Origin of the sequence: Paenibacillus sp. V4I3, from assembly GCF_030817215.1 — a bacterium.
Lineage (GTDB): Bacteria > Bacillota > Bacilli > Paenibacillales > NBRC-103111 > Paenibacillus_E.
The window spans coordinates 24,226-37,495 of record NZ_JAUSZA010000001.1 but is presented as its reverse complement, the minus strand read 5'-3'; the positions used below and the strand labels follow the sequence as shown (position 1 = coordinate 37,495).

Sequence of the window (13,270 nt, the reverse complement as noted above, 5' to 3'; positions counted from 1 at the left end):
GCGTTGATAAAATGGCTGAACCAGAATTAGATATGAAAATGAAAATTCTTTTGGCAGCAAAGAAGCTGTTTGCGAAGCATGGTTATGATGCGACAAGTGTTCGTCAAATATGCGAGGAGGCCGGGGCCAATGTGGCTCTGGTTTCCTATTATTTTGGCGGAAAAGAGAGCGTTTTCTATGAGATATTTAATCAGTTTTTTCCGAAGAACAAGTTAATTGATTTTTTTGCCATTGAGGATCCCATTGTAGGTATCCGGACGATTATTCAGGGTGTTATAGAGATCAGAAGTGCTGATCCTCAAATGATTACTCTTATTCAAATGGAGATAATTACGATTACTCCACGTGTGGAGAAAATGAGAGAACTCGTGTATCCATTATGGAAAAAGGTAAGGGATTTACTAGAGAAAGGCAGGCAGGATGGGATTTTTCATTTTGAATCCTTGGATAGCACGCTTATGTTTGTGCTTGGCTCGATGTTTTTTTATAAGCAGAGGGAGTTTTTTGAGCTTATGTTTACGGAGGATCGGCCGGATACGCAGACGTTAATTGCGCAAACAACCACTTATGTAATGAATGCATTAGGATATCAAAATAAAGGGGATTGATGGAAAAATGGGTAAAACGTATATCGTATGTTTGGGTGAGCTTTTGATTGATTTCGTACCGGAGGTGAACGGGCAAGCGTTGGCTGACGTTACAAGCTTCCAGCGGGCGGCGGGCGGAGCGCCGGCCAATGTTTCTGCGGCGGTCGCCAAGCTGGGCGGCGACGCAAGGTTTATCGGTAAAATCGGCCGTGACCCATTCGGCGATTTTTTGGTGCGCACGCTAGACGAAGTTGGCGTGCATACGGCAGTTGTGCAGACCGATGAGGCGAAGACCGGTCTGGCGTTTGTTTCACTGCGCGCAGATGGTGAGCGCGACTTCTTGTTTTTCCGCGACCCGGCGGCGGACATGCTGCTGCGCGCGGACGAAGTCCAGGCGCAGTGGCTGGAAGACGCCGCGGTCTATCATTTCGGCTCGGTATCACTGATCGCCGAGCCTTGCCGTACCGCGACGCTGGACGCAGCGCGCCGAGCGAGAGATTTTGGCGCATTGGTGTCGTACGACCCCAATGTACGCCTTGCACTGTGGCCGAGCGCTGACGCGGCTCGGGCAGAAATCCTGGCGCAGCTTCCGCTTGCGGATGTGGTCAAAGTCAGCGAGGAGGAAGTCGAATTCCTCCTCGGCGTGGACGCGACCACAGGTGCGCAGCAGCTGCTGCAGCGCGGACCTAAAGTGATTATCATCACTTTAGGTCCTGGGGGCTGCCGTGTCGTGACCGCACGGCAGGATGTCGTTATCCCCGGCACGCCTGTGGCAGCCGTGGACACGACTGGCGCCGGCGATAGTTTTGTCGGCGGCATGCTCTATCAGCTGGTATCGCTTGGCGCTACGCCAGCTAACATCGTCGACGTGCTCGCTGAAACAGGAGCCGCCCAACAGGTATTCGCCTTCGCCAACCGCGTAGGCGCAATTACGACGACGCGCAGGGGAGCGATTCCTGCGCTCCCTACGCTTACGGAAGTGCAATAATCGGCTTTGCATGATATGGATCGCTATCCCCTTTACTCAGAAAACTTGGAAGGTCGAAGATGTCACCTCAGATGTTAGAGATTGTAAGCCGACTCCTTCATATGTTTGATAGAGGCTTTTTCTGTGGTATCTACAAAAGTAGAATGATGGAAACCGTGGCATAGAAGAGTTAAAACTTAGAGTTCCTGAGTCTAAGGGATAGTGACCAGATATTGGCTTGTGAAATGGATGTATTGCCCTAATCTCCATAGCTTGTAAATATATGTTGAAAATTGGAAGTTTATGTGATACTTTTAGGTTGTAGATTTTGAACTTTATATCAAGAATGTTTTGATTTGCGAAGAACGCAAATTTCGGATGAATGTCCGAGGTTTGCGTTTTTTTTGTTTTGGCGAGAAAAAGGGGGTGAGGTTTTGAATCGCAGGAGAAGCCTGCTTATTAGTTTGGTTGCTGCGGTTATGGCGGGGGTGCTTGTGTATGGGGTGTATGTCATGCAAGTGAACCAGGTCGAGCTGCAGCAGACTGTTCAGGTTGTGGTTCCGAAGGATTTTATTCGGGCCGGTGTCTTGATTCGTGAGGATATGGTGGAATTTAGAGCTGTTCAGAAGGGCAGTTACACAGAAGGAATGATGACGAAACTGACGGAGGTGGTTGGGCAGGAGACGTTGATACCGCTTGGTAAGCAGGAGCCTATTTTGAAATGGAAGGTGAATCTTTATCATTTGCTTCCCAATGAGCAGCAGGCTACTTTTCAAATTCCCAAGGAATATTTGTTGTCGGTTTCAAATGGTATTCGTGCCGGGGATCGGGTGCGTATTTACGTGTCGGGGGCTGATGGCAGCTCGCGCAGGCTTTTTGATGAGAAGGAAATTACGGTTGCTTCCGTGAAGTCCTCGGCGAATGTGGAGGTGGACAACCCGAAGAGTTCTAATCTGCTATCCAAGGTGGAAGGCGATAAGGAAAAGATGTATGCTTCCCGATTGGAAGCGAACGGCGCTATCGACCAAATCAACTTAAATTTAGCAGAGAGTGAGTGGCTTCAGATTGATCAATTATGCAGCTCGAAGAAAGCGAGGTTAGTCATCGCGTTCAGTTCCTCTTCTATTTTGACTGGGGAGTGAAATGGGTATCAGGTTGGCAGAAGAATGAAAGGTGTATGAGATCGGCGAGGAATGAAAGGAGGTATGAGATTTGCATATAGGACTGCTATCGACGGATCAACGATTAATTGATGAGATTACGAATGTGGTTTATTCGAAGCCATTAGACTGGATGATCTGCTCGGCTGCGGATGATTTACGTGGTAAATTAACGGAAATGCCTTATTCGCATACGATTATTTCGGATCGGGAGATGGATTTTGGGGATCTTGAAGAGTTTCTTGAGGAGTTACAACTTCAGTACGCAGGTTTAAAAATCATTGTTCTGCTCTCGAACTATCACGATGCTTCCATAAATGAGAAATATTTGAAAATGTGCAAGCTGATGAAGCTTGATTATGTTCAGCCAGGGCGCAGCACAGCTGTTATTGCTGACGACATTCGGGCCTGGGTTGATGGTTCCGGGGTAGACCATACGAATCAAAAATCGTTAGGAAAATTAATTACTTTCATTGGCTCTACGCCAAACATAGGTACGACGTTAGCTTCATTTGGTGTAGCACACGCGCTAGCCTTAGAGACATCAATGAAAGTCGGATATTTGTGTCTCAATCTAAAAAGCTCTAAACTTCATCGTTATTTAGGTCGAGATGAACATGTTTTTACGTTGGATGGTCTGAGAGCGGAGCTAAAGGCGCAAAGTCTTACACCGGAAAGGCTGCAGCAGGTTTGCGATAAACTGAAAGAGGCACATGGGCTGCATATCCTGTATGGGAATATGCTTCGAGAGCAGGCGGAGTTTTTTACGCCATCGGAGATTATTCATTTATTGCGTGTGGCACGAAGCACTTTTGATGTATGCATCATAGAAGTAAGCGCTTATTGGGACAATGCGGCGACGGTTTGTGGATTGCTAGAAGCGGATAGCAAAATTGTGGTAACGACAGCGGATATCGCCCATTTTCAAGAGGATTTTTCGAGGTGGATTAGGCAGGTTGGCGCTGTTTTTGGTCTTCAGCCGGATGGCTTTGAGTTAATGGCTGTTCAAACGGATCGACATGCCAAGCATAGTGAGTTCACGATTAAAGATATTCGCAAGGAAACACAGCTGCATCTGATTGGTCAAGTATCTCGGCATGCTGATGCGCTTTCCCGTTGTAATCAAGGCAAACTGTTGGACATGTTCGTGCCGACCCACGCCATGCATGAGGAGGTTAGGGCGGTTTCTCGAAAATTCATTGACTACTATAAGCTGCCAAGGAAGGTGAGTTTACGACAAGTAACATGGCTGCAGAAGATCATAACAGGCAGACGAGCTGCAACTTAAATCAAGTTGGAAAGAGGTGAGGGGAGTGAGTGAGGAAAGGTTTTCAATCATTACATACATGCATGAACGCAAAAGCGAGGGCACAGTGGTTGATTTGACTTCAAGTACTGAGATGGAAAAGAGAAGAGGATCCGATTATGGCTCGGTGAGATCTGGTTTTGGGGCAGAGCATGGCGGGCGGACTCTGGGCCATGTGGGAGAAGAGGAAGATGGCGAGGGATGTCTAAGATCAAGTGTGGGTATTGGAGCTTCCAATGGAGAAAGACCTGAACAGCAGATGCAGGGGGATGCTCTTTTTAACCAATGGGTACAGGATATTCGAAGTGAACTTGTTTCGATGAAGGGCAGGACTGAGGCCGAAAAGCAGCAATATAACGAGACTTTGAATCGTGCGATTCTTGGTTATGAGGAGGATCGAGGCAAGCTTCTTGCGATTATCCATGATCTGGTTTCGAAAAGAAGGCTTTCGGATGTGCCTCCGAGGACGAGTGGATATACGACTTTGCCAGAAGCCATTTTTGCAGAGATTATTGGGCTTAACGTTCTTGAACTAGTACTAAAGCATAAGGAGGGACTTGAAGAGATTCAGGTTGTGGGGAGACAGATTTTTGAGGTGCGCAATGGGATGGCAATGCCGTCTGCCTATTCGTTGCCTTCTGTGCGTGAATTAGAGAGGATTCAGCAGAATTTGGTTCTGTTTAACAATGATACTTTGAATCCCAGGAAGCGATGGGCAGAGGTAGTTCTACGGGACGGATCCCGCGTTACGATGACTGGGTTCGGATTTACGGCTGAACCGACATTAACGATTCGCTTTTATACGATTAAGCGGTTTGATTTGGCGTCCCTTGCTGCTGCGGAACTAGCCACGATGGATAAAAGGATGGAAAAGCTGATTCTGATCTTGATCCGATCCTATTTCAATATGGTTGTTATCGGTCCTACCAACTCGGGGAAAACGAATTTAATCAAAGCGATAATTGCCGAAATGGACGATAATGAACGAATTATTACGATCGAATCGAGATTCGAGTTGAATTTAAAGCGCGATTTTCCGCATAAAAATATCGTCGAATACGAAATTGACGAGGAAGATCCGCGGCATTCTGGGCTGCAAGCTTTTAAATTGGCATTGAGGCAATCGCCTAAGCGCATTTGTCATGCTGAAATTCGGGATGATGACGCCAATCTTTATGTTAGGGCTTGTACGCGGGGTCACGAGGGCAGTATTACTTCGGTTCATGTGAGTGAACTTGAGGATGTGCCTGATGCGATTACAGATATGTGTATGTTGGATGGCAGGGGGATGAATCCACTTCGTCTAACGAAACGGATTACAGAGTTTGTGACACAAATCGGTATGGAGATGGCTGTCGTTGATGGAAAAAGAAAGATTATGCGAATCGTCGAATATCGTTATGAAAATGAGGAGGTTTGCGTCACGGATCTCTCAGTTTATGACAAGTCGACAGATGAATGGACATTTCCCGGGAAATTGTCGCATCATGCATCGCGGAAAATAGCCAAGGCAGACAATGAGAGTCTTGCTTTGTTGAGGGAACTCGGATTTATTGAGAAAGAAGGCGAGTTTTAGCCATGATTTTCGCCAAATATGTCTTTCTCTTGTTGTTACTTGTTCTAGTTTTTGTGCTTACTCAATCGCTTTTACACGTACTGATCCGACAACGCAAAGCCAGATATAGGCTGCATTATGTCAAAACCTCCACGTTCGTCGCTAGATTCAGCGAATATTTGGGAAATAGAAGTACTTTATTTAAGCATATAAAGGAAATGATGGAATCCGTCGAATCCAAAATGAGCATGCGTGGCATTATGACAGTCAGTTTCGTTTTGTTTTTAGTAGGATTGTTGGCGGGGATGTTGTTTTTTCAGACGTTAAAAGGGGTTGTTATCGTTACTTCTATCTGTGTTTCACTTCCTTATATGTTGCTTCGGTTGAAGCTGGTCAGTGTCAGGCTGCAAACCCGATTGGAGTTTCTTCCGGCCGTTGAAGTGTTCTATCAGTACTATATGGTGGATCCCAATAAAAACATGAAAATGGCTCTTAAATATTGTTTAGAAGAGAACCGAATTCTTTATCCGATCAAGCCCGTATTTGAGCAATTATATCGTAATCTCATGACACAAAGGGATACGGAGGAGAGCTTACGCATTTTCTCACTCACTTTGGGCCATACATGGGCCGAGTATTTTGTCGGTGTCATGCGTGTTGCTTTGACGGAAGGGAGCTTTGTCGGTGAAAGCTTAAAGGATTTGATTGTCGATATGCGGAAAGCGCAGCGATTCGATCAGTTGGAAAGAAATCGACTTTTAGAGATACGTATTGCTAATTTTACGCCGATATTGTTTCTTGCCTTATTCTTATTTATTAATTTCAAGGTAAACACGGAGAACGCTTATTTGTATTATATTGTTGACCCTGATGGGCGAAACATGATTCTTGATGCGCTTCTGCTCATTTTCGTCTCGTTTTTAATGGGCATGTACTTATCTATGCGAAGAATGTGAGGGATTTGTTTCCGTGATTATTGAAAGCACGCAGCTGGTTATGCTGCAGATGGTTTCTAATTTGCTGCTCTTTCTTCTTTTCATGACCGTTTTTTATCACTTTTTCATGCATATGCCTGCACGTAAGAAGAGATGGAGATCACTACATGTCAAAAGAGTACTGCAAGAAACAAAACTTCCTTCATGGATGTTCTCATACTTAGGTATGAGTACGAAAATCGTGGAGGAAAAGCGTCAACTGCTGCTGGGGTGCGGTATTTGGATGAATGCTAATCTTTATGAAGGTGTAAGAAGGATAGCGATGGGTGGCGCACTTTTGCTCGGTGCTGTTGGGTATTTAGCTCTGGAGTATCCGGTGCTAACTTTGTATATGCAGCCGATTTATGTGATGGTTGGGACTGCTTGCTTACTCATTTTTTTGTTTTTTGATAAAAAGGTGCTGGCTCAATTAAAGGAAAAACGAGCACATCGAATAGTCCGAGAGATTTACGTGATTAGTCATCATCTTCTCTATTACAACGATTCTGGGCTGAATTTACATGCCAAGCTATCTCTATGTGTTTCACAAACGCGCTCCATCCGGTCGCATTTCCAATTGCTGTTGAATGAATGGTATCAAGGCTCGGAAGAGGCTATTAACCATTTTAAAATCAGACTAGGGACAGATGAAGCACACAGCTTTGGGGAGACGCTGAATGCTTTGAGACTGAATGAACATGGGAGCTATTACGAGTTGTTAAAGCAAAGAATTCAGGACTACAAAGAAAAAATGGAACTGGTTCGAGATAGTAAAAAAGAAACCGTGTCTTATCTTTTGTTTGTATTAGCAGGACTGCCAATTTTGAACACATTTCGGGTATTCATGTACCCGTGGATTGCAGAAGGCCAGCGATTATTTAATGCGATTAACTAAAGGGAGAGGGAAGTTATGAGGAATATATTGATCACAGTTATGATGCTAATTGTAGTGGCTTTACTTTTTACATCGATTATTAATGATGGGTCAACAGGGATGAGGCGGAATATTTCGACGCACGGAACGCAGGCAAATACAGATATTACCGCATTAAGGCCGTAACGATGGAAGATTTTCTGTGAGATCGATCCTCGTTACGGTGATGCTAATTATGGTGGTGATTGTCATATATAACAGTGTGGTTGGTGGCAGCACAGGTACTCGGAAGCAAGTAAGTAACAGCGGAGTAAGGATCAATGGGACGATTGAGCGAATTAACCCATGAAGCAGATTTTGGTGTTTATCCTATTTGCAACAATGCTTTGTTGGTTTATGTTTGCACCGGTGTATAAGCATGTCATTATTGTTCGGCAGGCTGTTTTGCAAAAAGAAGTCGATTATTTGCTAGAAATCGGTGCTAATGGCAGGCACGGTTATATTAATAGCACCATGATTCAGGACTCTAAGAATCGGATGGCGGAAAGAGGCTTCATTCCGGGAGATCTCGTTTACACGGTAGATACGACTTCGGGGGTCGGGGGAATGGATCCAGGAATGCCTGTTTGGAGAGGAACAGGACTGAGTTTAAAAATGACGTATCCGTATCATCGACTTTTTGTCATTGATCAGCTTGTCGGAATTACGGTCCCTTCCGGATCGGATCGTATGGGGGCAACAGGCATGAAGATGAGTGAGTATGTGCCTTAGGGGCTCGAGGTGATGTTTTGTATAAACTGCTTTTGATAGTCTTGATGAGCGTCGTTTATATGTCGCTATATGGGCTGCAAACGGATGAAGAACTGGCTATGCATACGCTTTTTCACGGGAAGCATGCATTGAATAATTCGGTGCATGCGGCGGCTCAGCAAAGTGATCAAGTAAAGCTGGCAAGCGGTATTCACAGTATTGATGAGACGAAGGCTAGAGAAGTAGCCATGCAATATCTGCAAGCTAATTTAAGATTAAATACGGCGAACGATCCGCTGCCGAATACGTTTTTGCGCAGTAGGGTTGTCGTGGAATTATTTAAGATTATTAATGATAATGAGGTATTTCCTTATACGTATGTGAATGCGGGAAATAGTTACTCTGTTACACTGGATCGGCCTGGTGTGATTATGTTCATCCGTTTGGAGTTTCCGCGGACTTATGCGGTTTTGCAGCCGATTACGTGGACGATTAAGTCTTCGGCGGAGATGGTATTTTGACCTCATACGAAAGTATAATGAGAAAGTGAGGTGTGAATTCAAGGTTACAAGGAGAGATACATATGACTATTTTCCAGCAACGTCAGCAGGCGCTGCAGCGTGAGATGATCCAGCGGGGTTGGTCCGGCTTCTTGGTCACGAACAACGTCGATATATATTACTACTGCGGATCGATGCAGACGGGGTATTTGTTTATTCCGGCGGAGGGAGACGCGCTTTACCTCGTACGCAGAAGCTTGGTCCGAGCGGAGGAGGAAGCGTCAGCGGCCGTGGAAGCGCTGGGGTCTTTGAAGACGCTGGGTGAGCGTCTTCGCGCGCGATGCGCGGGTGGATCCGCGGCTGCGCCGATGCGGATCGCCACTGAGCTGGACGTGTTACCCGTCCAGCTGTATGTAAGGCTGCAGGCCGCGCTGCCCGGCGCGGCCTGGGAGGACGGCTCGCTGCTCGTGCGCGAGCAGCGGATGATCAAATCGCCGGACGAAGTCACGGCGATTCGAGCGGCTGCGCGCGTCGTCGACGCAGCGCTGGAAGCGGTCATCCCCCACATTAGTGAGGGGATGGCGGAGTTTGAGCTGATGGCGCTCATTGAGCATCAGCTCCGGCTGCGCGGGCACCAAGGGCTGATGCGCATGCGCGCGTACAATTCCGAGTTGATAACCGGAATGGTAGCGGCAGGCGCGGCGGCAGCGGTGCCCACCTATTTTGACGGGCCGGCCGGAGGCACGGGGCTTCACCCGTCCAGCCCGCAGAGCTCAGGCCGCGCGCCGATTCGGCGCGGCGAACCAATCCTCGTCGATATTGGCTGCTCGATCGACGGCTATCTTATCGATCAGACGCGCACGCTTGTGATCGGCGATCTAGACCCTGAGCTGCAGCGGGCCTATGACGTGGCGGAGCAGGTGCTCCGCGCCACGGAAGCCAGGCTGCAGCCTGGCGTTATTGCCGAGCATCTCTATCTGCTCGCGCTGGATCAAGTGCAGGAAGCGGGGCTTAGCGCCCACTTCATGGGGTACGGCGCCGACCAAGTGAAATTCCTTGGTCATGGCATTGGGCTCGAAATCGACGAATTGCCCGTTCTCGCCAAAGGCTTCAAATACCCGCTGGCGCCCGGCATGGTCATCGCGATCGAACCTAAATTCACCTACCCCGGTCGCGGAGTGGTTGGTATTGAGGATACGTATTTGATTACCGAAAATGGTTATGAAAAGCTGACCATTTCGAGGGACGGTATTCGCCGAGTATAAATAATTTTCCATAAAAGAGAGACTGGCGGAAAAATCATGCCAGTCTCTTTGTTTTTAATTAACAAGCAAGTATACTTGACCCATATGAAAATCATAAGGGGACAATGGACAATGAAATTGAGACATTTCATACCACAAACGTTAAAGTACAAACTGTTCTTAGCATTCCTACTCGTTATTTTGCTGCCCATTATTATCTTAAATATGACGCACGTTCAAAAGTTTGAGACGTTAATGAGAGAACAAGTTAGCAGTCAAAATCTCGAACAAATGACAACGATTACATCCTCACTTGGCAGTTTATTAAGTGTTTCAGAGAAGACCTTTACCCTGATTGAACAGGATTCTTTTGTAACTGCGATTTTGAGAAATCCCGAAGAGGGGGGTTCTTATGCCTCTTTCCAACAAAGACTAAAAATCGAAGAGAAGTTTAATGCCATTAATAATAGTGTTTTTATTGCTAATTCCTACGTCTACTATACCGTTCTTGATGCGGAAGATCATGTTTACACCTCATATGGACCTACTCATATATTAAGCCACGCTGCTCTTTCGGCAATGCCAGTTATACAGGATGCTTTCCTTGGAAAGTCCCTTTCCAAATGGCAGCTAGAAGAAGGTGGGCTAACCTCAGCCTTTGGTATTCAACCCTCTTTATTGACCATGTATAAAGGATTACGAGACGAAAATAATCAGGTTTATGCCGTTGTAAGAATTGGCGTTGATTATCAAAGCTGGCTTCGAAGCGCTATCCCAAGCCCGATAAATGACGAATTGTATGTATTGGCTTCCGCAGAAGGAGAAATCTACGGGCGCAGCAATACATCCAGTGCTTTTGCGCTGCCAAACCCATTGAATACGTTAGGTTGGGAGCCGACTGGAAGTAAGGTCGAGAATGACCACATCATTAGTTATTCTAAAATTCCGAGCTTGAATTGGTTTCTAGTCAAGAGCATTCCAACCAAATACCTGTTTCACAAAGTGAATCAGCTGCAGCAATCCTATATTTTGACAACGCTAATTATTGCCGTTCTATTTATTGTCATGACCTTTCTGATCTCGACCACCATCACCAGACCCCTGCAGCTTTTGCAGAGAAAAATGTCTGATGTTGTGAAGCGAAATCTGAAGATTCAATTGCCTGAGGAAAGCTATAAGGGTGAAATTCTAACCTTTATACAGGCTTTTAATAAGATGGTCAGAGATGTGGAGAACCTTCTTAACCGGTTGAAAGAGGAAGAAAGGAACAAAGAGGCTATGCGTTTCCAAATGCTTTTGTCACAAATGAACCCGCACTTTCTGTTAAACACGTTAAATACGGTGAAATGGCTTGCCATTGAACTCGGTGATCATCAAATTCCTGAAGTTTGCGAGTCGCTCGGCAAGTTATTGGAAGCAGGAATGCGATTGGATGTGGATTTAATTCATCTAGAGCATGAGATTGAACTTGCCCAGAGATACATCCGTATTCAGCAGCTTCGCTATGACCGCGAATTCGATGTGGATATCACATTTGACCCTGAGCTTCGCCATGCGCTTATTCCTAAATTGAGCTTGCAGCCGCTAATTGAGAATAGTATCTATCATGGGTTTGCGAAGATCGAGAGGTCAGGCAGCATCCAAATTAGAGTTCAAAAACAAGAAAATAAGCTTGTTATCGATGTGGAGGATAATGGTGTTGGCGTAGGTAACGCTGGGTCAACCTCCAGTACAGGAAATGGCATTGCCTTGAAAAATCTCGAAGAGAGACTCGTGCTCCTGTTTCGAAAAGAAGGAACTTTGGCTATAGAATCCATCCCAATTGGGACATTAGTTCGCATTCGTATTCCGTTCTTGTTGTCTCCACCCTATTCGAAAGGGGAAAGCTTACATGTGGACAGTTCTCTTGGTAGAAGATGAAGCCTTCGTGAGACGAAGTATCCGAAAGGGGATGCCCTGGGAGGAAAATGGGTTCAAGGTGATAGAGGAATGTGGAAATGGCCAAGAAGCCTTGGAATTTATCAGAAATAAACAGCCGGATTTGGTCATTTGCGATATTATGATGCCTGTCCTGAATGGGTGTAGAGCTTCTTTCGCAGGTTCGCCGGGAGAATTTAGGAACAGCCTTCATCATGCTCACTGTCATGAATGATTTTGAGTTTATCCAGCAAGCGATGGAGCTAGGGGCATCGGGTTATGTGCTTAAGCTTTATTTGACTCCGGAGAAAATGACTGATGCGCTAACAAAGGTAAAACGGGAGTTAGAAAGAAACTTGCGTCTTATTTCTCAAGAAATAGACGATTACTGTGAGATTTTATATAACGAACCTAATGATCAGGTGCGGACGATTGAAAACCCGGCGTTTATTCGGGATTCTTTTAACCCCAATCTACTTATCCTTATTTTGCATGGACAAACCATTTTCGATAAGCAAGATTTGCTGCAACTGCCTTTATTCGATACGGAAATGAACGCAAGGATGCATCTTTTTACCAAGATGGGAATGACCACGGTCCTATGCTCTGTTCCAGATGAAATAAAGATTAGAATAAGGGACACCGAACAGCGTTGTGATTTCGTTGTTTTAATCTCAGAGCGGTTGTCTGATGAGGCTATTCACACGGTTTGGAAAACCATGGTTTCTCGGTTGACTGAACTATGGTATGCAAGTAGAGCGGGCATTTTCTTCCACCAGCCCAAAACCTTGAAGGCTAATGCCTATTCCAACCTGCCTTGGTCGCTTGAGAAGAGCTTAATCCAAGCTTTTGAGCAAATGAACCAAGGATTACTGGATCTTTCATGGCAGGAAATCTGGTCGTGGATGAGGGACGTAGAACTATCTTTGCTTCGTGTAAAAGAAATAGTGCTGCGTTTGGATCGCAAGTTTGCAGAGCTCGCATTTACGACAATTGACACCCTAAGTACCTTTGTAGAGGCTCTTTCTCATAGGGAGGCGGGGACTCTTTTTAAACAGAGAATCGATATGTACATGGCACAATGGAAGGCAACGAACTATGAGGTTACGGATCATGCTGAAATAAATAAAGTCATTGCCTATATGAATCAGCATTTTGAAGAAGAGATGCCGCTGTCGCTGCTTGCTGGTATTGCAACGATGGATGATAAATATTTGAGTGTCCTTTTTAAGAAAAAAACAAGTAAAACTATAACGGAATATATCATGGGGCTGCGCATTGAAAAGGCTTGTCACCTGCTGCTGCACACGGATCAACCTGTTGCTCAAATCGGGGCCAATGTCGGTTTTGCCAATGAGAATTACTTCGCTCGCATATTTCGGAGAGAAGTCGGCATGCCGCCGAGTATTTTCAGACAACAAAATGCGAAGTTATGA

15 protein-coding genes are annotated in these 13,270 nt (G+C 45.7%); all 15 read left to right on the top strand.

Annotated elements, in window-relative coordinates:
* Positions 1 to 11: 11 nt before the first annotated feature.
* Complete coding sequence (locus QFZ77_RS00195) at positions 12 to 608, top strand: TetR/AcrR family transcriptional regulator (RefSeq protein WP_307434400.1); 597 nt, start codon at positions 12 to 14, stop codon at positions 606 to 608.
* A gap of 7 nt (positions 609 to 615) precedes the next feature.
* Positions 616 to 1,575: a PfkB family carbohydrate kinase gene (locus QFZ77_RS00190; protein ID WP_307434397.1), complete on the top strand. Its 960-nt coding sequence runs from the start codon at positions 616 to 618 to the stop codon at positions 1,573 to 1,575.
* A gap of 413 nt (positions 1,576 to 1,988) precedes the next feature.
* Positions 1,989 to 2,696, top strand: coding sequence for a CpaB family protein (locus QFZ77_RS00185; protein ID WP_307434394.1), 708 nt, complete (start codon positions 1,989 to 1,991; stop codon positions 2,694 to 2,696).
* 70 nt (positions 2,697 to 2,766) lie between these two features.
* Positions 2,767 to 4,002, top strand: a complete 1,236-nt coding sequence (locus QFZ77_RS00180; RefSeq protein WP_307434391.1) for a CpaE/TadZ family protein — start codon at positions 2,767 to 2,769, stop codon at positions 4,000 to 4,002.
* Positions 4,003 to 4,027: 25 nt separating this feature from the next.
* On the top strand, positions 4,028 to 5,596 hold the full coding sequence (locus tag QFZ77_RS00175) for an ATPase, T2SS/T4P/T4SS family (RefSeq protein ID WP_307434389.1): 1,569 nt from the start codon (positions 4,028 to 4,030) through the stop codon (positions 5,594 to 5,596).
* 2 nt (positions 5,597 to 5,598) lie between these two features.
* On the top strand, positions 5,599 to 6,531 hold the full coding sequence (locus tag QFZ77_RS00170; RefSeq protein ID WP_307434386.1) for a hypothetical protein: 933 nt from the start codon (positions 5,599 to 5,601) through the stop codon (positions 6,529 to 6,531).
* A gap of 13 nt (positions 6,532 to 6,544) precedes the next feature.
* Positions 6,545 to 7,444, top strand: a complete 900-nt coding sequence (locus tag QFZ77_RS00165; RefSeq protein WP_307434384.1) for a hypothetical protein — start codon at positions 6,545 to 6,547, stop codon at positions 7,442 to 7,444.
* Positions 7,445 to 7,459: 15 nt separating this feature from the next.
* Entirely contained in the window at positions 7,460 to 7,609 is a 150-nt protein-coding gene (locus QFZ77_RS00160; protein ID WP_164484210.1) for a hypothetical protein, read from the top strand.
* Between the two features lie 16 nt (positions 7,610 to 7,625).
* Positions 7,626 to 7,772, top strand: coding sequence for a hypothetical protein (locus QFZ77_RS00155; protein ID WP_307434376.1), 147 nt, complete (start codon positions 7,626 to 7,628; stop codon positions 7,770 to 7,772).
* On the top strand, positions 7,769 to 8,194 hold the full coding sequence (locus QFZ77_RS00150; protein ID WP_307434373.1) for a hypothetical protein: 426 nt from the start codon (positions 7,769 to 7,771) through the stop codon (positions 8,192 to 8,194). The genes QFZ77_RS00155 and QFZ77_RS00150 overlap by 4 nt, the downstream gene beginning before the upstream one ends.
* A 17-nt stretch (positions 8,195 to 8,211) precedes the next feature.
* Positions 8,212 to 8,694: a hypothetical protein gene (locus QFZ77_RS00145; RefSeq protein ID WP_307434370.1), complete on the top strand. Its 483-nt coding sequence runs from the start codon at positions 8,212 to 8,214 to the stop codon at positions 8,692 to 8,694.
* 62 nt (positions 8,695 to 8,756) lie between these two features.
* Positions 8,757 to 9,938: a M24 family metallopeptidase gene (locus QFZ77_RS00140; protein ID WP_307434368.1), complete on the top strand. Its 1,182-nt coding sequence runs from the start codon at positions 8,757 to 8,759 to the stop codon at positions 9,936 to 9,938.
* Positions 9,939 to 10,049: 111 nt separating this feature from the next.
* Positions 10,050 to 11,837, top strand: coding sequence for a cache domain-containing sensor histidine kinase (locus tag QFZ77_RS00135; protein ID WP_307434365.1), 1,788 nt, complete (start codon positions 10,050 to 10,052; stop codon positions 11,835 to 11,837).
* On the top strand, positions 11,809 to 12,069 hold the full coding sequence (locus QFZ77_RS37690; RefSeq protein WP_373462547.1) for a response regulator: 261 nt from the start codon (positions 11,809 to 11,811) through the stop codon (positions 12,067 to 12,069). Before QFZ77_RS00135 ends, QFZ77_RS37690 begins: the two co-directional genes overlap by 29 nt.
* A complete protein-coding gene (locus QFZ77_RS00130) occupies positions 11,993 to 13,270 on the top strand; it encodes a helix-turn-helix domain-containing protein (protein WP_307434360.1) in 1,278 nt (425 codons plus the stop codon). Before QFZ77_RS37690 ends, QFZ77_RS00130 begins: the two co-directional genes overlap by 77 nt.